22 protein-coding genes and 1 pseudogene are annotated in these 21,011 nt (G+C 42.1%); 11 read left to right on the top strand and 12 right to left on the bottom strand.

Features of this window, described 5'->3' with window-relative positions; genetic code table 11:
• The first annotated feature begins 196 nt into the window (after positions 1 to 196).
• Together RMY31_RS05435 and RMY31_RS05430 are read left to right on the top strand one after the other, a co-directional pair.
• Positions 197 to 436 (top strand): hypothetical protein, encoded by a 240-nt coding sequence (locus RMY31_RS05435; protein WP_322659190.1) that lies wholly within the window; start codon positions 197 to 199, stop codon positions 434 to 436.
• Between the two features lie 244 nt (positions 437 to 680).
• A complete protein-coding gene (locus RMY31_RS05430) occupies positions 681 to 1,748 on the top strand; it encodes an NADH:flavin oxidoreductase/NADH oxidase (RefSeq protein WP_322659189.1) in 1,068 nt (355 codons plus the stop codon).
• 60 nt (positions 1,749 to 1,808) lie between these two features.
• Here the strand turns inward: RMY31_RS05430 and RMY31_RS05425 are convergent, their stop codons facing one another.
• Positions 1,809 to 1,997, bottom strand: coding sequence for a hypothetical protein (locus RMY31_RS05425; RefSeq protein ID WP_322659188.1), 189 nt, complete (start codon positions 1,995 to 1,997; stop codon positions 1,809 to 1,811).
• Positions 1,998 to 2,093: 96 nt separating this feature from the next.
• Here RMY31_RS05425 and RMY31_RS05420 point away from each other — a divergent pair, with 96 nt between their 5' ends.
• The gene (locus RMY31_RS05420; protein WP_322659187.1) at positions 2,094 to 2,525 is read left to right on the top strand and encodes a DUF6006 family protein; all 432 of its coding nucleotides are present in this window, start codon (positions 2,094 to 2,096) and stop codon (positions 2,523 to 2,525) included.
• Between the two features lie 38 nt (positions 2,526 to 2,563).
• On the opposite strand, the gene RMY31_RS05415 is transcribed toward RMY31_RS05420, so the two are convergent.
• Together RMY31_RS05415 and sfsA are read right to left on the bottom strand one after the other, a co-directional pair.
• Positions 2,564 to 2,686 carry a hypothetical protein gene (locus RMY31_RS05415; RefSeq protein ID WP_409877391.1) on the bottom strand — a complete coding sequence of 41 codons (123 nt, stop codon included), beginning with the start codon at positions 2,684 to 2,686 and terminating at the stop codon, positions 2,564 to 2,566.
• A gap of 55 nt (positions 2,687 to 2,741) precedes the next feature.
• On the bottom strand, positions 2,742 to 3,467 hold the full coding sequence (gene sfsA / locus RMY31_RS05410) for a DNA/RNA nuclease SfsA (RefSeq protein ID WP_322659231.1): 726 nt from the start codon (positions 3,465 to 3,467) through the stop codon (positions 2,742 to 2,744).
• A gap of 276 nt (positions 3,468 to 3,743) precedes the next feature.
• On the opposite strand from sfsA, the gene RMY31_RS05405 reads away from it, so the two are divergent.
• The gene (locus RMY31_RS05405) at positions 3,744 to 4,415 is read left to right on the top strand and encodes a 2OG-Fe dioxygenase family protein (protein WP_322659186.1); all 672 of its coding nucleotides are present in this window, start codon (positions 3,744 to 3,746) and stop codon (positions 4,413 to 4,415) included.
• A 116-nt stretch (positions 4,416 to 4,531) separates the two neighbouring features.
• Here RMY31_RS05405 and RMY31_RS05400 read toward each other — a convergent pair whose 3' ends face one another.
• The 3 genes from RMY31_RS05400 to RMY31_RS05390 form a co-directional block, all read right to left on the bottom strand.
• On the bottom strand, positions 4,532 to 4,879 hold the full coding sequence (locus tag RMY31_RS05400) for a Uma2 family endonuclease (protein ID WP_322659185.1): 348 nt from the start codon (positions 4,877 to 4,879) through the stop codon (positions 4,532 to 4,534).
• A 40-nt stretch (positions 4,880 to 4,919) separates the two neighbouring features.
• Positions 4,920 to 5,096, bottom strand: a complete 177-nt coding sequence (locus RMY31_RS05395) for a Uma2 family endonuclease (protein WP_322659184.1) — start codon at positions 5,094 to 5,096, stop codon at positions 4,920 to 4,922.
• Positions 5,097 to 5,206: 110 nt separating this feature from the next.
• Positions 5,207 to 7,546: an NACHT domain-containing NTPase gene (locus RMY31_RS05390; RefSeq protein WP_322659183.1), complete on the bottom strand. Its 2,340-nt coding sequence runs from the start codon at positions 7,544 to 7,546 to the stop codon at positions 5,207 to 5,209.
• Positions 7,547 to 7,708: 162 nt separating this feature from the next.
• Here RMY31_RS05390 and RMY31_RS05385 point away from each other — a divergent pair, with 162 nt between their 5' ends.
• The 6 genes from RMY31_RS05385 to RMY31_RS05360 all read left to right on the top strand — a co-directional run bounded on the left by RMY31_RS05385 (position 7,709) and on the right by RMY31_RS05360 (position 13,098).
• Positions 7,709 to 7,873, top strand: coding sequence for a hypothetical protein (locus RMY31_RS05385; protein WP_322659182.1), 165 nt, complete (start codon positions 7,709 to 7,711; stop codon positions 7,871 to 7,873).
• A 142-nt stretch (positions 7,874 to 8,015) separates the two neighbouring features.
• Positions 8,016 to 9,284, top strand: coding sequence for a tetratricopeptide repeat protein (locus RMY31_RS05380; protein WP_322659181.1), 1,269 nt, complete (start codon positions 8,016 to 8,018; stop codon positions 9,282 to 9,284).
• A gap of 64 nt (positions 9,285 to 9,348) precedes the next feature.
• Complete coding sequence (locus RMY31_RS05375) at positions 9,349 to 9,795, top strand: DUF3598 family protein (protein ID WP_322659180.1); 447 nt, start codon at positions 9,349 to 9,351, stop codon at positions 9,793 to 9,795.
• Positions 9,796 to 9,945: 150 nt separating this feature from the next.
• The gene (gene hisS / locus RMY31_RS05370) at positions 9,946 to 11,340 is read left to right on the top strand and encodes a histidine--tRNA ligase (protein ID WP_322659179.1); all 1,395 of its coding nucleotides are present in this window, start codon (positions 9,946 to 9,948) and stop codon (positions 11,338 to 11,340) included.
• Positions 11,341 to 11,812: 472 nt separating this feature from the next.
• Complete coding sequence (locus RMY31_RS05365) at positions 11,813 to 12,580, top strand: HpcH/HpaI aldolase family protein (protein ID WP_322659178.1); 768 nt, start codon at positions 11,813 to 11,815, stop codon at positions 12,578 to 12,580.
• A gap of 65 nt (positions 12,581 to 12,645) precedes the next feature.
• Positions 12,646 to 13,098 carry a RidA family protein gene (locus RMY31_RS05360; RefSeq protein ID WP_322659177.1) on the top strand — a complete coding sequence of 151 codons (453 nt, stop codon included), beginning with the start codon at positions 12,646 to 12,648 and terminating at the stop codon, positions 13,096 to 13,098.
• 8 nt (positions 13,099 to 13,106) lie between these two features.
• On the opposite strand, the gene RMY31_RS05355 is transcribed toward RMY31_RS05360, so the two are convergent.
• The 5 genes and pseudogenes from RMY31_RS05355 to RMY31_RS05335 all read right to left on the bottom strand — a co-directional run.
• Positions 13,107 to 13,928, bottom strand: coding sequence for an alpha/beta hydrolase (locus RMY31_RS05355; protein ID WP_322659176.1), 822 nt, complete (start codon positions 13,926 to 13,928; stop codon positions 13,107 to 13,109).
• 105 nt (positions 13,929 to 14,033) lie between these two features.
• Entirely contained in the window at positions 14,034 to 14,957 is a 924-nt protein-coding gene (locus RMY31_RS05350; RefSeq protein WP_322659175.1) for a 3-keto-5-aminohexanoate cleavage protein, read from the bottom strand.
• Between the two features lie 651 nt (positions 14,958 to 15,608).
• Positions 15,609 to 16,424: an alpha/beta hydrolase gene (locus RMY31_RS05345; RefSeq protein ID WP_322659174.1), complete on the bottom strand. Its 816-nt coding sequence runs from the start codon at positions 16,422 to 16,424 to the stop codon at positions 15,609 to 15,611.
• A gap of 46 nt (positions 16,425 to 16,470) precedes the next feature.
• A complete protein-coding gene (locus RMY31_RS05340; RefSeq protein ID WP_322659173.1) occupies positions 16,471 to 17,445 on the bottom strand; it encodes a zinc-binding alcohol dehydrogenase family protein in 975 nt (324 codons plus the stop codon).
• A gap of 63 nt (positions 17,446 to 17,508) precedes the next feature.
• Positions 17,509 to 17,763 (bottom strand): annotated as a pseudogene (locus RMY31_RS05335) (hydantoinase); the annotation flags it as partial.
• 476 nt (positions 17,764 to 18,239) lie between these two features.
• Here RMY31_RS05335 and RMY31_RS05330 point away from each other — a divergent pair.
• Positions 18,240 to 19,529 carry a glycosyltransferase family 4 protein gene (locus RMY31_RS05330; protein WP_322659172.1) on the top strand — a complete coding sequence of 430 codons (1,290 nt, stop codon included), beginning with the start codon at positions 18,240 to 18,242 and terminating at the stop codon, positions 19,527 to 19,529.
• 94 nt (positions 19,530 to 19,623) lie between these two features.
• On the opposite strand, the gene RMY31_RS05325 is transcribed toward RMY31_RS05330, so the two are convergent.
• The gene (locus tag RMY31_RS05325) at positions 19,624 to 20,880 is read right to left on the bottom strand and encodes a peptidase (protein WP_409877386.1); all 1,257 of its coding nucleotides are present in this window, start codon (positions 20,878 to 20,880) and stop codon (positions 19,624 to 19,626) included.
• Between the last annotated feature and the right edge of the window lie 131 nt (positions 20,881 to 21,011).

The raw sequence follows: 21,011 nt of genomic DNA, 5'->3' as shown, positions 1-21,011 counted from the left end.
TCACATTAAGTATTCAGTGAAATGAAACTGAAATCCAGAAGTTGAGCAAGTTATCAAAAGAATCGCACTTGAGAGATTTTATGAACAAAAAATAGGGAGAACGAATATTACCTGTGTTTTAAATACTGCGAAAATACAAAAGATAAAAATTTAACCTTTTTATTATTGATAGTTCAGAGATTATTAAACTTAAATCATGACAGTATTGGAGAGTAAAGCAATGAGTTTTGGACAAATCGAAAGAGAATCTTTATGTGGAGAACTTTGGACACTCTGGCAGGAAAATAAATTACCATATCATCTACAGTTATTAGTGGATCGAGAACAGCAAGAACAAGGAAAACGCGATATCTGGGAATCTCCAAGCCAAGAGCCAAGTAATAAATCTATCCATGTGAGCTTTGATAATAACTTTAGTCATTCAATAAAAATTTAAATTAGGTCTTTACATCTGAAAGCATCACAATGAATTTTTAAGAGCATACCGCTCTGACTACTGCCAACAATTCGTTGACACAGCACAGCATTTGTGTTTCTGGATTATTCCTGTTGGCTATAGCTTTTATCGCTGATTTTAGTGTGAGTCTAAGAAAATCTACAGCCGTTGAATGCCACTCTGAGTTCACCTAGTAAATCCCTTCCCAATTTCGTTTAGTTAGCAAGAGAAGGAATCAATACTAATGGCACACCTATTTGAACCATTCAAAATTCGTGACGTTTCCTTTCGCAACCGCATCGCTGTTTCACCTATGTGCCAATATTCCAGTACAAATGGATTTGCTAACGACTGGCACTTAGTTCATCTAGCTTCTCGTGCAGTTGGCGGTGCAGGGTTGGTGCTAACAGAAGCTGCTGCTGTTGAGTCTCGCGGACGCATTAGCCCACAAGATTTAGGAATTTGGTCAGATGCACACATAGAAGGTTTAGCAAAGACTGTAGCATTAATTCATAACTTCGGTGCTGTTTCAGGTATCCAACTCGCCCATGCAGGCAGAAAGGCCAGCACAGCTAAACCAAGTAAGGGAGGAAAAGTACTTAATGAATCTCAGGATGGCTGGCGGCCTCTGGTTTCGAGTAGTGCGATCGCTTTTAGCAAAGAAAGTCCAATACCTGAAGCCCTGAATTTTGAAGGAATTCAGCAAATTATTCAAGCCTTTGTCGAAGCTACCAAACGTTCTTTGCAAGCTGGCTTCAAAGTCGTTGAGATTCATGCTGCCCACGGTTACTTGCTGCACCAATTTCTCTCACCCCTTGTCAACCATCGCCAAGATGACTATGGTGGTAACTTTGAAAACCGTACCCGTCTGCTGAGAGAAGTCGTTGAGGAAGTGCGAAAGGTATGGCCGCAAACATATCCACTCTTAGTACGTATTTCTGCAACTGATTGGGTAGATAAGGGCTGGGACATCGAACAAAGTATTGCTTTGAGCGACAAACTTAAGTCTTTGGGTGTAGATATGATTGATAGCTCTTCAGGGGGGATTATACCAGGCATTAACATACCAACCAAACTTGGTTATCAGACCCAGTTTGCCGAACGCATCCGCCGTGAAGCAAATATTTATACAGGAACAGTTGGCTTAATTACATCCCCAGAACAAGCTGACCAGCTCATTCGCACAGAAGTAGCTGATATGGTCTTATTGGGACGCGAACTACTTCGCAATCCTTACTGGCCTCACCTAGCAGCCAAACAGTTAGGACATGAAAAACTTTGGCCAGTTCAGTATGACCGAGCTTGGCTTTAACAAGAAAGGCAGAACGAGGGCAGAAGGCAGAAGGTTTCTGACAAGCGATCTCTAGAGTGACTACTCGCGGGCAAAGGTTTGAGTCTCCCACCAAAATCTCTGGTGAATCCAGTCCTGTTCGGCGAAGCCGTTCCCGTAGACGCGTAGCGGCTTGCCGCAGGCTAGGGTAAGCAGGTTTCCCGCCATAGGGAACTGGCGAAACCATAAAGGATGGACTGCAATTGGTATGGGTTGTGAGCCGCACACCATATTGCTTCTGCCCTCTGTTTTGTTCGCTTTAGCTGCATAAATAGCACTGTCAATACATAACAGATAAATAGATGAACTTAGGTATTAGTAGTGCAGATGAAAAACATAACAAAATGGCTTTTGGGCTTGGCTATTGTTCCCGCAGGTTTAGTGTTGGCATCCAATCATGCTAAAGCTGGACTTGTTGTAAGTGAGTGGTTTTTTGGCCTCTGGGATTGTAATATTGACGGCAGACCAGCCCAGATGCAGTGGAAAGTAGTGGATGACTCACAAACTACTTGTAATGGTAATATTTGCACCACCACTTCTGGTGTCCGTGTTGTTGGGCGGTTTAGTGATAATGGTAGTGCGTGGGTTCCTCTAGAAAAACGTTTTTCTAGCAGACAAAGACAAGATTTAGGTATTCGTTATTTAGGTGGAGAGCAAGATAACTGGTATCTCAGATACAACAGTCGTACTAGGGTTGCAAATGGTTGGACGACATGGCGGGGGAACCGCTATTCTCTGCAATGCCGCAATCGAAGATAAGTATTTCCCACGTTTTACCAGCGGGCTACTAATCAACATTATTCAAAATATGTTTTGAGGATATTTGCGATCGCCTCTGGTGGGTGGGAAACATCAACATACATAGCATCAGGTGGCTCCTCAAGTGCATCAAATTGGCTGTTGAGGAGTTTTTCGTTCATAAAATGCAGAACCAGAGACCCCCATGACAAGAATAATTAATGCAAAATTCCCAATTCAAATTTTCAGCTTTGCCAAACCTAAATAACGAATGCCTTCTGGAGAAACGTCAAAACGGCAAGGTAATACTTCTAAACCAAGAGCGATCGCATCCCGCAATAACCTACCATATATGGGGTCTGTGCAATCGCCAGGAGCAAACTCAGTACAATCTCCCCGATTGATAAAGTAAAGCATTACTGCACGCGTGAGAGGTAATAGCGCCATTAGTTCCCGCAAGTGTTTTTGTCCCCTTGTAGTCTCCGTGTCGGGAAATAGTGCTAAAGTTTCCTCTGCCAAAGTTGTATTTTTTACCTCTAAATAAATCGGGCGTTGTTCATCACTCCCTGTCAAGAAAAAATCCACTCGACTTTTTTTATCTAGTCCATAAACCACCTCACCCTTAATTTGGCTATAATCGCCCAATTCCGGGAAAAGATGTGTTGCCAAAGCTAGCTTCACTACTCGATTGGGTAAAAAAGTATTAATACCTACCCAAGTCGGTGCGTTGTCGTGTACTTGAATCAGTTCCAAGGTATAAGCTAACTTCCGAGTAGGACTATCGCTTTTGGAAAGCTGCACCGCACTCCCAGGAGTCGAGACTCCAGTCATTGGGCCTGTATTCGGACAGTGTGCTGTAACTACTTCACCAGAAGCAAGTTGAACATCTGCAAAAAAACGTTTGTAACGCCTCAGCAAAATACCAGGATACAGAGGTGGGTAGCGGTAGAGCCAATCAGTCATCATCAAACCTTGTTGCTGCTAGTTAATATACGCCGATTCCTTGCCCACTAACTCCCATCAGTAAATCTTTTCAGCAGCTGACTTGAAAATGGGTGTAAGGGAAAGACATCTTCATGCCCTTGTTGTGGGCTATATTTGAAGAAATCTTTGATATCACAATTTGTCAATTTCTGTAGTCAATTTAACGACAGTTTAATAAAAAGTAGCATACACTAAGTGTATAAGCCTCCCACAAAGAAAATTCGGGAGTATTTAAACTGCAATGAGGTAAATCCTATGCAAAAAGTATGGGAAGCAACGGAATTAGAATATGCTTTTCTGTTTACTCTAAGAAAGGTAAATTCAATCAATACAGAAGGTTTCAAGCCATTTTTTAACAATTTGCCTGTCGATCCTTACATCAAAGGAGACTATCGTTTAAGAAGATTATCTCGGTTCATAGTGTCAGGCGATCGCGTCATTAAACTACCTCATGGATACCTCTTCCAACCTAAAGAATACAATCCATTAGTAGGAGATATTAAAAGAGAGTTTACAGAATTAGATGATGCACTTGTAGAACTTGATATCTTTAAACATCTTGTTTTAGCATTTAGTGATTCTTGTAAACTTCACCCAGAAGCTGAAATAGGAGTTCATCAAATCAGAACTACCTGTTCGCCTGATAATATGGGAAATCCAGCCCCTGAAGGTATCCATAGAGATGGTACTGATTTTATAGGTATATTCTCTGTAGATAGAGAAAATATTCAAGGTGGAGAAACACATTTATATACCGCAAAAAAAGAAAAGCCTGTATTTAGTAAAATTCTAAATCCGGGAGAATTATTATTAGTCAACGATCATGATTTTCTCCACTTTACCACTCCTATAAAACCGCAGATTGAGGCTCAAGGAACTAGGGATGTTTTTGTTCTAACTTCGCCTAGTTTGCTTATTGAAGCATAATTACTTCTGGTAACTAAAATTATTAGGAAAAACTTGCTTTCAAAAAGCCGAATAGTTGTATGGCTGAATGGCGATCGCAACTCATTTACAAGGGCGATCGCTTTACTCTGTTATACTCAAAAATCAAGCTCGGCAAATAGTTCAGCAACAAGTAATGTAAAGCCGGGTATAACCTCTTCCCCGTCCAGGCTGTCAGTGAGTTTCAGTAATTTGTCTGGCTGTGGCTGACGATACACCAACACTGATTGCTCATCTGGATTGATTACCCAAACTAGTTTTGCACCACTATCAAAATACTCAACTAGCTTGCTGTGAATTTCTGCAAATGTGTTGCTAGGCGAAATCACTTCCACAGCTAAATCAGGCGCTCCCACAAAAAAGCCTTTGGGCAATCGTTTGAGTCCCTGCAACCGCTCCCTAGCCACGAAAGATAAATCGGGAGAACGCTTATTTCCAGATTTCATGGTGAATGCGGTACTAGAATCACAAATTACGCCTAATTTCCTAGCTATAATCTCCGCTTAAATAGAAACTCAGGATACTAGCAAGATAGCCATGCTCCATTCCAGAGTTTCCCATGTCTACTAGCACCCCATCCACTAATTCATGATGCCCTCCATCCGATGGTAGAGCCATGAATTCTTCATCCGTCCATACCTTCTTTTGGGAGGTAATAGTCATTAATCGCGTCCTTCAGGGCTAGAGTCACTGAGCTATCTTTCCTATGCTAATACCATTTTTAGATGAAAATGCGCCTCATTAGCTAGCGTAGTCAGGCTTTTATCCAGGTGTTAAGGTTGCTGACGCTTTTCGATTTTAGCAATTGGTAACAATAACGTCTCTTCAATTTCCTTTCTCACTTCTGGACTGACATAACACTCGCTATTCATACAATCGACCAACAGCTTGTTTGCATCGTAATACTGTTGCAGTTGCTCTTTTTGTTCTTTGCTAAATTGCCAGTCATGCCCAATATTGCGATGCTCAATCATGATGTTTCGGAGTTGCTTTGTCCAAGCTTGTCCGTTTGGTTTCCACCATGTTTTGAATTGTTCATGATTTTCCCAAGAGGTATCAGGCAGTTGCTCCCTCAGTTCTTGCAGCTTTTGTTGTAGCTGATGATTATTTAGATTTAGATTGTTAGTAAATTTGAACCCTAAGCGGATGTTGTAGCTGTTGTCGTCTAAGACTTGAGCAAGACCGTGGGCAAAGGCGCGGTCGAGGTCGAGGTCGTGGGCAAGAGCGCGGTCAAGTTCGTGGGCGCGGTCGTGGGTAAGGGCGTGGAAAAGTTTGAGGTCGCGGTTGAGGTCATGGTAGAGGTTACAAGCGAGATCAAAATAGAAGGCGCGAACCGCAGCAGGTTTGTAAGGTACATCAACAGAATTGAATTTCTGTATAACCCAATCTAAGAGCTGCTGAAGTTTGGAATCGTCCACTAAAATCCGATCTGTTGTCGCTTTCATCAATTGCAGCAAGTGAGTTGCATCGGGTAACATCCCCACCGTTAAGAAAAAAACCTCACGCCAACGTTTTTCAGTTACATGGCTGGCTAAGTCTTGCACCAGAGCATCACTTCGCTGTTCTTTGATCTGTCGTGCAGTAAAATACTCTTGAAACGTCAAGTGAGAGAACGAATAAATGCCCCGCGCTCGTTCAAGAAGTAAGCCATGCTGTGCCTCAATTGATTTCAGCACCGCCACCCCATCAAGTTCTAAATCATTGTCATCCTGACTGATGTTGGGTGCGTTACGGATAAACTGAATAATGCGATCAATTACTACTCTTTGCTTAAAGAAATACTCACCGCGCTCAAAAAATGTGTAAGCTAGGTGACTTAACAAATCTTCTTTGCGTTGGCGCGATAGCTTTTTGTAGACTTGATCCCGCTCAATGTTGCGCCTGGCATCCCACTTTTTCAACAACACATCTAAACCTTCTTCGTATAGCTCAGACCGATTTGTGGGAAAATCGGCTGCATCCTCAAAGACCAAACACAATAGCGTCAGTAAAAGTGGATTAGTTGCTAACTCGCGGATGCGTTCATCTGTTTCCAACTTCTCAACAAAGGTTTCTGCTTTTATGGGGTCTTTCTTGGTTGTAAACCATTTTGTTACGAAATCACGAATTTGATGATCGTCGAAGTCTGCAACCTCAACTTCAGTGAACTGCTCGAAAGTATACTCCCGTGCCGCAATCCGGCAAGTCATCACGAACTGATTGAGATGAAATTGGGTAGCAAATTTTTGAATCTCGTTAATAATACGCTGAGTGTCTGTATCCCGTACCTCATCCAAACCATCTAAGAGAATGAGGGCTTGTCCTTCTTCTAGAATGGCTTGTAGCTTATCCACCAGTTCTGTGGGTGGATTGGTAGTTTTATGCGGTGCAAAACTTTGAGGTAAATACTCCCACAAGCTTGGTTGTCCAGGTGTTTCTGCAAACGCTTTGAGCGTGATAAAAATTGGCACTCGGTTAGCTTGAAAGCGCTGCTCAATACAGAGCATTGCTAGTCGCTTTAAAAACGTTGTTTTTCCTGCACCTGGCTTACCTAACACCATCAATTTTTCATGTTGTGTTACTGCCTTTAGTCCATCAATCCGCTGTTCTTGGATTGCCGTTAATCCGAACCGTTCAAAATCTTCCAATCCACATCTTTCGGATAAATCTGCAATCTCTAACCATCGCCGCCCTGTGAGTTTCTCTAAAATATTGACACTGGTATAAATAGACGCTAAACCAATCGGTTGCTCCATATCCAGAACGCGCATCTTACCGCACCGTTCGCAGATACTAGACGCGACAAACTCACGAACTTCTTTAACCAGCGTTTGAATGTAAATTTCAGTGCTTGACTGTTCAGACGTTAGCTTTTGACCTGTTTTTTGATACTCACCAATTAGAAATACTTGCAGTCGATAAAACTTACCAGGGCCTTTGCCTGCAATCTGAAATTTTTCATATACCCCAGTCATACGCGTCCGAAAAGCACTCGCAGAGATACTTAAAGCCTCAGCTGCCTCTACTTCATCATCCCCGCGATGATAAATCTCAACAAATGCGTCCTCCTGTTCTTCAGACAGCTGATATTTTTGGGCAATTCGAGTTAAAAAATCACGCGGAAGCGGCTGCATTGCTAGTTTCCACAATACTTGTAAGCTAGTGTAGCAAATAACATTAGTTCGCTTTGAGAACTAAGTCAGCCTATGTCAGGCTATGTTAGTCAAAGTCGTGGAAAAAACTCTCAAACCCAGTTGCGACAGTAGATATAGCAAATTTCAAAGAGAATATTTTCCATGATTCACCCAACTGCACAGACTCATACCGAAGTGCCTGTTATATCTACTCAACCACAGCCAACTCAAGGCGATTCAATGACGACAATTATTTTAGCGATCGCTTTTTTAATTAAAACAACACTGCTGTCGATCGCCATGTTAATAAAAGCAAACAAGCGTTAACTAACCAAAGTGCGATCGCGCTCAAGCTATCTGGCGAATGCGCGATCGCTATATATGCCTTCTACTGAAAAGCTAGTACTCAGTTAAGCTTAAGAAACACACCTTCTGGAATCCAACTAGTTGATTCAACTAAACAATTGCTATGAATGACGAATTTTACAATAGGGGATTAGAAAAAGCGAAACAAAAAGACTACGCTGGAGCCATTGAAGAATTTAGCCATGCTTTGCAACTGACACCTTACTCTGCCGAAGCTTACTTACAAAGAGGTTTGGCGTATTATGACTCAGGAGCAATTCATCAAGCTGTTTCCGATTACACTCAAGCTCTCAACTTTTATCCTGATAGTGTTGAAGCTAATTATTGTCGTGGATTGGCAAGGGTAGCACTCAAAAACTTGCCAGGAGCGCTTGAAGATGTTGATCGCGCAATTCGTCTTAATCCCCATCATGCGGCAGCTTATAATCTGCGGGGAATAGTGCGGCGCAAACAAGGGTATATTCAAGATGCGATCGCTAGCTTTAAAAAAGCAGCAGAATTATATTTAGCACAAAAAGATAAAGAGAATTGTCGCCTGTGTTTGGAAAAAATTAAACAGCTACAACCGCCAGAAAAAACAGTAGTTCAGCAACAAACTTCCACAAGTGCGCCCATAATCTCTACAAACGCATATTTCACGCAGTTATTAGAAAAAGCAGAAAAAGGAGACACACGCGAAGCCATTGCAGATTTAAACTGGGTATTACAAGCCGATCCGCAAGATGCCCAAGCTTATTGCTGTCGTGGCGTGGTACGCTGCAAAATGGGGAATTATCGAGAAGCGATCGCAGATTTTAACCAAGCATTGCAACTAAACTTTCAAGATGCAGTTGTTTATCGCAATCGCGGCAAAGCACGTTCTCTTTTGGGAGATAATCAAGGAGCGATCGCAGATTTTAACCAAGCACTCCAGATTCAACCCGAAGATGCTTTAGTCTATGTTGCCAGAGGCAATGCTTATCGAGCAGCAGGCAATTATCTCGGTGCTATTGCTGACTACACCCAAGCACTGCAAATCAATCCTGACGATCCTCAAGCTCACTACAATCGTGGCATCGCCTATACTTTTTTAGAAGAAATGCAACTCGCCGTTGCAGATTATCAACGAGCGGCTAGTATTTATTGTGAAAAAGAAGACTGGGATAATTACCAGCAAGTCTTAAATAACCTCAAAAAAATCCAGACATCTCATCCTGAGTCAAAACAGCAAAAGTATAATCTGCTACGTCAGCGACTTTTACGCTTAGTTGGGGGATATTGGGAAATTGCCCAGCGATTGATCGAACAGAAGCGAGACTACTATCCGGGGATGACAGATGAGTGGTATTTGCAAAAAGCGATCGAAGATTTGGAACGCGATCGCGGAAGATAATAAATTGTTGTACATTATCTCGTAGTTCTGGCAGTCAGCAAATTTAAGATGCAGGAGTTGTTTAATGTCTAATATACGAGCAGAAATGCCTGTGCTTATCCGCCATGAAGGAGATTGGGTAGGGACATATACACTAATTGATACAGCAGGAAAAATTCTTGACAAGTATGAATCTCATTTAACTTGCCAGTTTCCAGAAAATGCTCCCCATGCTTACTACCAAATCAATCGCTACAAGTGGGCTGATGGTAAACGAGAGGAGTATGAATTCCCAGGAATGTATAGTGATAAAAGCCTTTTGTTTGACACTAATCGCATTCAAGGTAGAGCCTGGGAAGCTGATAATTCCACCGTTATTTTGCATTTTTCATATAAGGGAATGCCAGAGATGTCCTTATATGAAATGATACTAATTAGTCCTTGCAATAACTATCGCGCTCGTACTTGGCACTGGTTAAAAAATCATCAAATCTTTCAGCGCACCCTAATCCAAGAAGAACGGCTAAGATAGTAATTTCAATGCTCAAAGATGCTTGATAAAGTAAATCTTAACTCCAGAGGTGCGTTAAACTTCATTAACGCACTATTTTCTGAATGAATAAATTTGGGAATCTATATTCTAGTTTGCTCCTTATAATCTAAAATCGTTAAAGGTAAAAGCATGGCAAAAGCAGACAAAATAAATTTTTCAACTCCTAGTGGTTTTCCAGAATTTCTTCCTGGCGAAAAACGCCTAGAAGTTTATTTACTAGATACCATTCGTAGAGTGTTTGAAAGCTATGGCTTTACACCCATAGAAACCCCCGCAGTAGAACGTTTAGAAGTACTACAAGCCAAAGGTAATCAAGGTGATAATATTATTTATGGTATCGATCCCATCCTGCCACCAAATCGACAAGCAGAAAAGGATAAAGCAGGCGAAACTGGTTCAGAAGCAAGAGCTTTAAAATTTGACCAAACAGTTCCTTTAGCGGCGTATATTGCCCGTCACCTCAATGAATTAACTTTTCCTTTTGCTCGCTATCAAATGGATGTAGTTTTTCGGGGAGAACGGGCAAAAGATGGACGTTTTCGTCAGTTCCGTCAGTGCGATATTGATGTAGTTGCGCGTCGTGAACTCAGCTTGCTTTACGATGCTCAGATGCCTGCAATTATTACAGAAATATTTGAAGCAGTTAATATTGGTGATTTTCTCATTCGCATCAATAATCGCAAAATTCTCACGGGTTTCTTTCAGTCAGTAGGAATTACAGAAAATCAAATTAAATCATGTATTGGCATTATTGATACACTAGAAAAAGTGGGTGAGAATAAGGTAAAACAGCATTTAGAAAAAGAAGGAATTTTAGCCGAACAGACTCAAAAAATTATTGACTTTATTAAAATTGATGGCAATGTTGACGAAGTATTAGACAAACTCAAGCACCTTGCTCAAAATCTGCCAGAAGCCGAACAATTTAGCCTGGGAGTTACCGAACTAGAAACAGTGATTACAGGTGTTCGCAATCTTGGAGTTGCTGACAATCACTTCTGTATTGATTTAGCGATCGCTCGTGGACTTGACTATTATACAGGTACAGTTTACGAAACAACTCTATTAGGGCATGAAGCTTTAGGTAGTATTTGTTCTGGTGGTAGATATGAAGAATTAGTAGGGACATTTTTAGGCGAGAAAATGCCTGGTGTAGGTATTTCAATCGGCTTAACTCGCTTAATTAGTCGCTTGCTAAAAGCTGGTATTTTAAGTACTTTACCTGCCACACCAGCACAAGTGATGGTAGTAAATCTACAAGAAGATTTAATGCCCATTTATTTAAAAGTGTCACAAAATCTGCGTCAAGCGGGAATTAATGTTATAACTAGCTTTGACAAGCGGGCTTTGGGTAAACAATTCCAGTTAGCTGACAAACAGGGAATTCAATTCTGCGTCATTATTGGTTCGGAAGAAGCAGCAACACAAAAATCCTCACTCAAAGATTTAAAAACAGGCGAACAAGTAGAAGTAGGGTTAGCTAATTTAGCTGAAGAAGTTAAACAAAGACTTCAATTAAGCTAATTTTAAAAATAAGGGAATAGTAAGTTTTTCCCAACACCCAAAACTCAAATTAATAATTTTCTTAAACTTTTTAGGGAACGAACATTTAGATTATCAAATTGTTGAACGAACAGCAAGAAGAGAAAAAAGTAGAAATAAGCGATCGCATCCTTTGATTGTTACTCGGTAATGCGAATATCTAAATATTGTCTAAGTTTAGCAAGCATCGATTTATTGACAAATATCATGATTGTAAATAAAAGATTGCGATCGCAACTTCCATACAAGAAGAAATATCCATTCTGGTTAGTCTATAGAACTCATATTTGATTAAAAAAAATCAGTGAACTTCTACCTCCCTTCTTTCCTATTCCCTGTTGCCCCTCTATGCAAATAATTTCAGAAATCAAACCGCATTCCTCTACAATTGTTGATGCTTTAGAGGTAATGCATAGTATAACGAATTATGTTCAGACCTAATAGACTGAAGAAAATGCTCCAAACTGATTCTCAACCAATCGGTTGCTGGATTTTCTTCTCAGATGGTGATTCAATCGAACTTCTTTCTATGTGTGGCTTCGATGCCTTTATTATCGACCACGAACATGGCGCTACGGACATGGCCGTCTTAGTAGAGCAACTCCGCGCTACCCAAGCGACAGATGTTACCTGTATTTTGCGTGTGCCTTCACACGATCCAGTCTATATCAAACGAGCCTTGGACATGGGCGTGGAAGGTCTGCTCGTTCCAACCGTAGAATCAGCAGATGAAGCGCGAGCAATTGTCGCCGCGACTCGCTATCGACCTCATGGCGGACACCGAGGTGTTGGTTATCCTGAGAGCCGAGCAGCCAACTGGGGTTTGGCAGAGCTAGAGTATCCTGCCAATTATCGGGAGAATCTACTTATAGCCGTTATCGTCGAAACCCGTCGGGGTTTCGAGAATGTTAGTCAAATTGCGGCAGTTGAGGGGATCGATATGGTATTTTTAGGGCCAGGCGATCTGACGGCAGACATCTCGGACGATTTTGCTGTACTGACCAAGTTTGGAACTTACGATAATTCAGAACTTGACCGACTGATGGCGGAAGCTGAAGCAATAGTCCGCGCCAGTCCCGATTGTTGGCTTGCGGGCATCAGTCGCAATGCCCCTGGAGGTCGCCAACTGTTCGCTAAGGGCTATGATTTCGTGACACCTGCTGCTGATGCTTGGTTACTGTCGGATGCGGCGCGTTCGGTTGTAACTGCTATGAGAGGTTAAAAACTTCCGTTCTCAAGTTGGACTAGGTTGATTTTCAGTTGAAAAAGTGTGGAGCTACTTAGATAATGAAGACTCGTGAAGTCATTATTCCCCAAGGCATGGAAATTTTATATGAAAAGTATCACTATTGCCCTGGCATCAAGGTAGGCAATACATTATATATCTCAGGACAGGTGGGACGCGATGAAAATTTACAGGTAGTAGAGGGAATAGAAGCCCAATTTATCCAGACTTTCGAGAATGTGAAAAAGGTACTTACAGCAGCAGGAGCGACTTTTGACGATGTGGTAGAGATGATTACTTATCATGTGACAGGGGTAAATCTCGGTAATTTGCCAAATCGGTCTGCTAGTGCTTCTGAGCAACAATTTACTATTCCACACCTGCCGCTGTTTATGAAAGTAAAAGATCGCTATTTCACTAATCAATTCCCTACTTGGACGGGATTTGGGATATCTGCTTTATCTACACCAGGACTAATTGTAGAGATTAAGTGTACAACAATCTTGGAAAATTAGAGGCTGAACTATTCTGAATTGTTTAGAAAGTCGATTACTACCTTCGCTACCTCTTCAGGTATCTGATTCATCATGCATATTGTTCCTTGTGGAAATTCAACGACTTTGCCATGAGGAATTGCTTGAGAAAGAAAATAGCGATCGCCAGCTTTTGCTAAACTCAGTCTTTCAAATTCTTTGACATCGTCCATTCCCCAAATAATGAGAGTTGGACACTTGATGGAACGAAATCTTTCTGGTGCATCTAGACAGTAATTGCCTACAGCCCAAACTGCGTACAAAGGATGACCAAAACATTTTAAATCGTCTAAAACCCAACGGTGATTTAATTCGGCAGAGCCTACGTATCGAGAACGGGCTAACCATCTTTGCATGAGGTGAGAGCCATCTTCTTGGATTTTAAAACCTGCCTCAAACATTCTAAACAGCTCTGCTTGTCCTCCTTCACCAAAACCAGCTACGTTACCCAAAATCAGCTTTTCAATGCGATCGCCATAAGTTGCTACTACTTCTCCAGCCACAAAAGCACCTGTATGGTTTCCCAGAATGCTCGTTTTTTCTATACCTAATTCATCTAAAAGTGCGATCGCGGTTTTTGCATAGTCAGCAATTGTGTACATTCTGGGTGGTTTATCCGAATCGCCAAACCCCATCAAATCCATTGCTATGACTTGTCTGTGTTGAGCCAGGATAGGCATGAGTTCGCGATATTCATCACTACTGCGGGGATTCATGTGCAGCAACAGCAGCGGTTCACCTTCGCCACCGATGCGATAAAGAATCTGTCCATCTTCTGTGTCTAAAAAAGCTCGTTTAATCTTTTGTTTCATTTTGTTTGAGCGATCGCAGTTACATTTAACTGTAGGTGGGCATTGCCCACCCTACATTCTAGATCCCAATTCATTACCAAATGCTGTTACACAAATGCTACCGCCTTAGTTAGCAGTTGCGTGTAGCTCTTGTTGAACAGCAGCTCGCGGCGGCATTTTCAGGATTTTGCGCGCCTGTTCTGGCGTTGCAACTTCCCGACCGAGAGTATGTGCCATCTTTGCAACCATCTCGACTAACTCGCCGTTGTGCAGCTTACCGAAGCGAGTGTAAGCATAATCTCCAAGTCCTATTCCGACATGTCCGCCAAGGGTGATTGCCCAGGATGCCACCCTCATCACGTCTCCATTCCAACAAAGTGCAAGCCACTGGTTACCCGCAGGAACCTCAGCCATGAACGCCTGCAAACCCGGTATCGTCGCCGCAGCTCCCGCCGGCATCACTTCCCCGGTAAAGACAAACTCCCAAAGCGTTTCCTGTGGCAGAAGTCCCATTTGTTGGAAGCAACGCGCTGTTCGCATTTGCCCTACGTCCCAACAGACTGAACTGACGTAGAGATTGTGTTCCTTGAATACTTCAAGCACCGCCCTGAGATTTTCACGGGTATTAATGTACACTTGGTCATAACTATTGAATTGTTTGGCCTGGGGATTCCAGAAGTCTACGTTGAGCGACCCGAAATCCACCGGTACCATGTCAACTCGCAGCACTGGATCGTCGTTTACTGCCAAGATGTGCCGGACGCGATCCTCTACTCGATTCTGCGTGATGTAGCCAAGCGTAGGATGGATGAGGAGATCCGTCTGTTCGCGAATTCCCTGTATCACTTCGAGATAGAGTTCAACTTCGTTGCGCGGTTTCCCACTATCTGGGTCTCGCCCGTGCCAATGGAAAATCGAAGCCCCTGCTTCCCAGGCACGAACTGCTTCGCGGACAATCTCTTTTGGAGAGTAGGGTAAAGCAGGATTGTCTTCGCGATAAGCTATTTCGTTACAACGACACTCAATAATCAGTGGCAATTCGTTGTTCATTGTCTTCCTCCTAAATAGGTAGGCAAATTTATTTGTATATTTATTAAGCAGTTATATTTTTTTCCCTGCTGCTTTTTACCTGCTCTCCCTCTATACAAAAATACCTAATTAATTTTGCACAAGTACTTATTACTTTTCTAAAAAATCGACTACTACTTTTAATACTTCTTTGAGTATTTGATCGATCTTTCAAAGGGTTCCTCCTTCGATTTCAACCTTTGGCTATAAAGTCAAGCGCTCGCACGGATCTGGTAGGGGCAGGCTTAATTAGGTATCAGGGGAGCATATAGCAGAGGGTAGGGGGAAAAATTAAAGACAAATTATTTGTATCAGGTATTCCGAATGGTATAAGCCAAAAATGTCAAGAGAGAAGTTGCTACAGCCTGCGCGAAACACGGAAATGTCAAGGCAGAAGCTTTTACAGGGAAGGCGGGAGCTGCTACAGACTGCGCGAAACACGGAAACGTCAAGGCAGAAGCTCTTACAGAGAAGGCGGGAGCTGCTACAGACTGCGCGAAACACGGAAACGTCAAGGCAGAAGCTCTTACAGAGAAGGCGGGAGCTGCTACAGCGAAGACACAAACAGTGTCGCCTCAGTAGAGGCAGTAGCGACTGTCTTAAAAGTTAATACTTATTTAGCTCAAGTACTTGCTACTTTTCCCAAAAATTGACTACTACTTTTAATACTTCTTTCGGCATTTGATTTACCATCCAAAGGGTTCCACCTTCTAATTCGACACTTTGACTATGAGGAATTACTTCCTGGAGCCAAGATTGATTCTCAGCTTTTGCTAAACCAATTTTTTCCAACGGTTCTAACGCTTTTTCCCCAGACAAAATCAAAGTCGGACACTTAATCAACCGAAATCGTTCTTTAGCAGACAGACAATAGTTTGCCACAGCTATACCGGGATATACAGGAGAGTTAAAAGCCTTCAAATCATCTAAAACACAACGGTGATTTAACTTCCCCGTACCGACGTAACTGACACGAGCTAACCATCTTTCCATTAGGTAAGAGCCATCTTCTTTAATTTGATACCCTTGAGAATAACTCTTGAAAACCTTGTCTCTTTCCTCTTGGCTAAATCCAACTACATTGCAGAGGATGAGTTTTTCAACTCTTTCTGGGTAAGCTGCTGCCACTTCTCCTGCAATATAACCGCCTGTAAGACTACCGAAAATGCTCGCCTTTTTTATGCCTAATTCGTCCAAAAGTGCGATCGCAGTTTTAGCATAGTCTGCAACTGAATAAACTCTAGGGGGCTTGTCAGAATCACCTAACCCCATTAAATCCATTGCAATGACTAATTTTTTAGCTGCCAAAATAGGCATCAATTCTCGAAATTCATCACTACTGCGGGGAGTCATGTGCAGTAAAAGTATGGGTTCACCTTCTCCACCGATTCGATAAAGAATCTGTCCATCTTCTGTGTCTAAAAATGCTCTTTTGATACGTTGGCTCATTTTCTTGTACTCCCTACCTTACTGGAGTTTAGATTCAGATTTGAGATTACGGAACTACAATAATCTTCCCCATCAAATCTCGGTTTTCCATTCTGAGCAGTGCCCCAGACACTCCTTCCAGACCAACCATCTCATCAATTGTTGGCTGTAACTTTCCCTGAGCAACTGCTGGAATAACTAAATCTCGAAGTGTCCCTAAACTTGACTGATAATCATTGTTATACCAGAGAGCGATGCCGTAAACTGTAGCATTACGCCCCAGCAGTTTTCCAATAGGTAGGGCAGCATCCATGCCAGTCGTAGTGCCGTAGCTGACAATACGACCATTATTAGCGATCGCTTCCAGACAATGGGCAAAGGTGACTTTCCCCGCACCATCGAGTGCCACCTGTATCCCTGAATTGTCAGTAATTCTCCGCACCTCAGAAGCTACATCTTGAACGCTATAATCAATCCCCTGTAATGCACCTAACTCAAGTAATCGCTGTACCTTTGCCTGATTACCCGCAGTAGCAATAACTCGTCCTCCTAGCAACTGAGCAAGTTGAACTGCTGCGGTGCCAACACCACCACTACCGGGATGTACCAAAACCCACTCTCCATGCTGGACATTGGCTTTGTGAATTAGAGCCATCCCGGCAGTTAGATAGGCAATAGGCAAGCTGGCTGCTACTGCAAATGACACTTCATCGGCAAGAGGTAACAACTCACTTGCAAGACCGAATGCCATTTCCGCAAAAGCACCCCTCACGCGTCCAACTACACGCATTCCAGGCATCAATTCCTTTACTCCTGATCCCACAGCATCAACCTCACCAGCCGCTTCCTGACCCAGGATATGGGGTAGTTCTTTATGACCATATCCTCGATAGGTTCCATAGGTTGTCTGCAAGTCAGAATTGTTAATTCCAGCAGCTCCTACCCGAATCCTGACTTCACCAGGACCAGGTTGCAAAACTTCTACCTCATCTAACCGTACAGCAGTCGCACCACTGTAGTCATAAATACGTGCTGCTTTCATCTTATGCAACAAAATAATATTCGGTTTGATATCTCAAGTTTGAGTTCTTTTCCTCGTCGCCAATCAGACATCGGCTGTTGCCTTTATTGCAGGATGGGAGCGTTTCAAACAACGTCCAGTGGGTGAACCTAAAATCAGTCCGTTGTTGTAGATAAGATTTCCGCGCAAAAAGGTACTCTTTACTCGTCCATTTAACTCCACTCCTTCAAAAGGTGTGTAACCTTGTTGTTATTCTGACTCAGCAGCACGTACCACAAAGCTTTCATTGGGGCCTACCAGCACCAAGTCAGCATCATAGCCAATGGCAATGTCACTTTTTTATAACAAACCTGTAAAACAATTAGGGATTAGAAATTTTTAATAAAAATATCTTAAAGCAAATATTTTACAGACAAAATATGACTAAATATGACTACTTAAAAATTGAAATACTTAAGTATTTATTCTAATATAATCTAAAGTTTTTATGAATCAGAAAGTAAAAACTCAACAAAAATTGGATACAATGCTACAATCTACGACGATTAAGTTTAAGTATTAATTGAAACAAGCTAAAAAATTTATTGTCGTTATATTTAGAGGTTGAAGCCCGTAGCCAATAGAGAATCTAATAACTGTACAAACAAAATTGATGTCTTAAATTTTATATACTTGATTTGTCAAGTAAGGGAAATAACATTTGTATTTATCTTAACTCTGGTACAGGCGATCGCTACAGTAATGGTAGTATCTATTGGGATTAAAAAAACACCTGACACTCTTAGACCGACTGCAAAAAAATTTACAAATAGATCATGCACATTCTGATTTATTCCTACAACTATCATCCGGAGCCGATTGGAATAGCACCCCTGATGACCGAACTGGCAGAAGGACTGGTAGAGCGAGGTCATCAAGTGCGGGTGATTACGGGGATGCCCAACTATCCTCAACGCGAAATCTATCCTGGCTACCAGGGTAAGTGGTACGTTACAGAACAAAAGAATGGCGTGACTGTTCAGCGCAGTTACTTACGGATAAAATCCAAACCCAATCTCATAGATCGGATTCTCTTAGAGTTGAGTTTTATCGTTACTAGCTTACCGCAAGCCTTGAGAGGCAAACGACCAGATGTAATTCTTTTAACAGTGCCGCCGTTAATGGTTGCACTGCCAGCAGCCCTACTAGGAAGATTATACAACTGCCCGGTAGTGCTAAATGTCCAAGATATTCTTCCAGAAGCAGCCGTGCGCGTCGGACTAATACGAAATAAATGGATGATTCGAGCGTGTGAAGCCCTAGAAAAATTTGCCTACCGCAATGCACAAAACATTAGCGTCATTGCTGATGGTTTTTTTAAGAATTTAGTTACTAAGGGTGTACCTGCGAAGAAAATCGTTTGTATTCCCAATTGGGTAGATGTCAATTTCATTCGCCCCCTATCAAAAGAGAAAAACTCTTGGAGAACTGCCCATCAGCTTGATGGAAAATTTGTAGTGATGTACTCTGGTAACATCGCACTAACGCAAGGTTTAGAGACAGTAGTCGCCGCAGCTACTCGCTTACGTCATATTAAAGAAATTGCCTTTGTCATCGCTGGCGAATCAACAGCCTTAGCAATATTGCAGGAATATTGTCACTCGTGTGAAGCAGATAACGTTTTGCTGTTACCATTGCAGCCGCGAGAACAGCTACCGCAAATGTTAGCAGCAGCTGATGTGGGGTTGATTGTGCAAAAGCGTAATGTAATTTCTTTTAATATGCCTTCTAAAATACCACTGTTACTGGCAAGCGGCCGTCCAATAGTAGGTTCAGTACCCGCTAATGGTACAGCTGCCAAAGCAATTAGGGAGAGTGGCGGCGGCATCATTGTTGAGCCAGAATCACCAGAAGCATTAGCAGGGGCAGTGCTAGATTTATATAACAATTCGGCATTGGCTGCACAACTAAGTCGTAAAGGAAGACAGTTTGCTGTAGAGCGCTATTCTTTTAAGCAGGCAATTGAGCAGTACGAAGCACTATTTTTGAATGCAGTTGCTAAAAGAACATCGATTATGGATAGCGCCCTGACATTGAATTCCAAAGAATCAGTTGTTGATATTTAAAAGGGACTGGGGACTGGGGACTGGGATAACAGCTTATTTCTCCCTCATCTCCCCCTGCTCTCCTACTTCCCCTCACTCAGAAATTGTTGCAATATCAGAAAATAGTCAATCGGTATATGCCGCGTTGCCGTGGATTATTTGATGTGACAATTACATAGTATGTGTCATCTTCAGGTAACTTGGCTCGGTCAATGAGCGCACTATACAGACCATCTTTGTCATTATCTACTGCGATTCTCTCTCCTTGAGAATTTAGCAAAACTATATAGGGCGAAAACTCTTCATCGACACTATCTACACGAATACTCACAAGCTGATTTTTTTTGCCTTCAAATGTAGATACATTGTATGGACTGCCATTTTGTCTAAGAGTTGAGCTTTGAGCAGTCAGTTGGTCTGATTCGTCTAGAGTATAGCTGGCTCTATCGTTTCTGAGAGCCAAACTATAGCGACCTGTATCTCCAGGATTTTGGCTAGTGACTGCGATAGTATAAGTACCCCTTACAGGTAATCGGGCAAATATGAATGCATCACCAGTTGTTTCCGTGCTGCTTCTTTTTAAGACAACATTATTATTTGGGTCGAGCAGAAACATGTAGGGACGTAAATTCAAGTTATTGGAGCGCCGTTGGTCGGCACTGCCAACCAGCCTAATTTGAATCAATTGGTTTTCTCTGCCCTCAAACTGGTAGAAGTGAAAATATCTGCCTTTAGATTGATAATCATTTTTAGACAAAATACCGAAAGCAATATCTACAAAGTTAATCTTCTTGGCATTAGGTATTGTAGAAACAGGCGAACCTCCAAAAGTTGGATTGATATTTCTAGTCGGTTGAGTAACTGGCCGACGACCTCCTGTAGGTTGGGGAATTGGTTTGGAATTGATTGGTTTAGATGGTCTAGGCGTGGAGTTAGGTTGTGAAGGCTGAGGAGTTGGGTAAGAGTTCCTACTTCTAGATGGTCTAGGAGTAGAGTTACTTGGTGAAGGCTGAGGCGTTGGGGTGGAATCTATCGGCGCAGATGGTGCGGGAGTCGAGTTATCTTGTGAAGGTTGAGGCGTTGGGGTCGCATTTCCAGGCGGGACGCTAGCAGGTATCGGTGAATCGATAGTTTGATTGCGTTGTGGAGATGCAGGCGGTTGAGAAGTAGGAATTCGATCGATTCCTTGTTGTACCGCTTCTGGTTCCCTTTCATCTGGTGTTTTGGCAAGTCTGAATTCTTCAGAGTATTTTGGGCTTTCTAAAGCACTTATAGGCAGGATATAACTTGCTGCGATCGCCATACTACCCATGGAAAAAATTAAAGCCAATTTAAATCTGAATCGATATTTTTTGTTGACATGTCCTGCCATAATTTCACTCCTCATTTTTATGGGTTATAGCTAATTTTATTCCTTGAGAGAGATACTTACGTTTACTTCTTAATGCTAAAGACCAAAAAAATCAATTGGAATATATTGAATTAACTCCACTAAGACACCAC

The organism is Dendronalium sp. ChiSLP03b (assembly GCF_034531165.2).
GTDB classification, from domain to species: Bacteria; Cyanobacteriota; Cyanobacteriia; order Cyanobacteriales; family Nostocaceae; genus Dendronalium; species Dendronalium minutum.
The sequence above is the reverse complement of the archived record's forward strand: the minus strand, read 5'-3'. Positions and strand labels throughout refer to the sequence as shown.

Coding starts and splice junctions, on each gene's coding strand:
- RMY31_RS05380 (WP_322659181.1), top strand. CDS start 8,016: ATGAATGACGAATTTTACAATAGGGGATTAGAAAAAGCGAAACAAAAA.
- RMY31_RS05415 (WP_409877391.1), bottom strand. CDS start 2,686: ATGAACGAAAAACTCCTCAACAGCCAATTTGATGCACTTGAGGAGCCA.
- RMY31_RS05385 (WP_322659182.1), top strand. CDS start 7,709: ATGATTCACCCAACTGCACAGACTCATACCGAAGTGCCTGTTATATCT.
- RMY31_RS05375 (WP_322659180.1), top strand. CDS start 9,349: ATGTCTAATATACGAGCAGAAATGCCTGTGCTTATCCGCCATGAAGGA.
- RMY31_RS05430 (WP_322659189.1), top strand. CDS start 681: ATGGCACACCTATTTGAACCATTCAAAATTCGTGACGTTTCCTTTCGC.
- RMY31_RS05360 (WP_322659177.1), top strand. CDS start 12,646: ATGAAGACTCGTGAAGTCATTATTCCCCAAGGCATGGAAATTTTATAT.
- RMY31_RS05400 (WP_322659185.1), bottom strand. CDS start 4,879: ATGAAATCTGGAAATAAGCGTTCTCCCGATTTATCTTTCGTGGCTAGG.
- hisS (WP_322659179.1), top strand. CDS start 9,946: ATGGCAAAAGCAGACAAAATAAATTTTTCAACTCCTAGTGGTTTTCCA.
- RMY31_RS05325 (WP_409877386.1), bottom strand. CDS start 20,880: ATGGCAGGACATGTCAACAAAAAATATCGATTCAGATTTAAATTGGCT.
- RMY31_RS05425 (WP_322659188.1), bottom strand. CDS start 1,997: ATGGTGTGCGGCTCACAACCCATACCAATTGCAGTCCATCCTTTATGG.
- RMY31_RS05340 (WP_322659173.1), bottom strand. CDS start 17,445: ATGAAAGCAGCACGTATTTATGACTACAGTGGTGCGACTGCTGTACGG.
- RMY31_RS05355 (WP_322659176.1), bottom strand. CDS start 13,928: ATGAAACAAAAGATTAAACGAGCTTTTTTAGACACAGAAGATGGACAG.
- RMY31_RS05345 (WP_322659174.1), bottom strand. CDS start 16,424: ATGAGCCAACGTATCAAAAGAGCATTTTTAGACACAGAAGATGGACAG.
- RMY31_RS05405 (WP_322659186.1), top strand. CDS start 3,744: ATGCAAAAAGTATGGGAAGCAACGGAATTAGAATATGCTTTTCTGTTT.
- RMY31_RS05435 (WP_322659190.1), top strand. CDS start 197: ATGACAGTATTGGAGAGTAAAGCAATGAGTTTTGGACAAATCGAAAGA.
- RMY31_RS05350 (WP_322659175.1), bottom strand. CDS start 14,957: ATGAACAACGAATTGCCACTGATTATTGAGTGTCGTTGTAACGAAATA.
- RMY31_RS05390 (WP_322659183.1), bottom strand. CDS start 7,546: ATGCAGCCGCTTCCGCGTGATTTTTTAACTCGAATTGCCCAAAAATAT.
- sfsA (WP_322659231.1), bottom strand. CDS start 3,467: ATGACTGATTGGCTCTACCGCTACCCACCTCTGTATCCTGGTATTTTG.
- RMY31_RS05365 (WP_322659178.1), top strand. CDS start 11,813: ATGCTCCAAACTGATTCTCAACCAATCGGTTGCTGGATTTTCTTCTCA.
- RMY31_RS05395 (WP_322659184.1), bottom strand. CDS start 5,096: ATGACTATTACCTCCCAAAAGAAGGTATGGACGGATGAAGAATTCATG.
- RMY31_RS05330 (WP_322659172.1), top strand. CDS start 18,240: ATGCACATTCTGATTTATTCCTACAACTATCATCCGGAGCCGATTGGA.
- RMY31_RS05420 (WP_322659187.1), top strand. CDS start 2,094: ATGAAAAACATAACAAAATGGCTTTTGGGCTTGGCTATTGTTCCCGCA.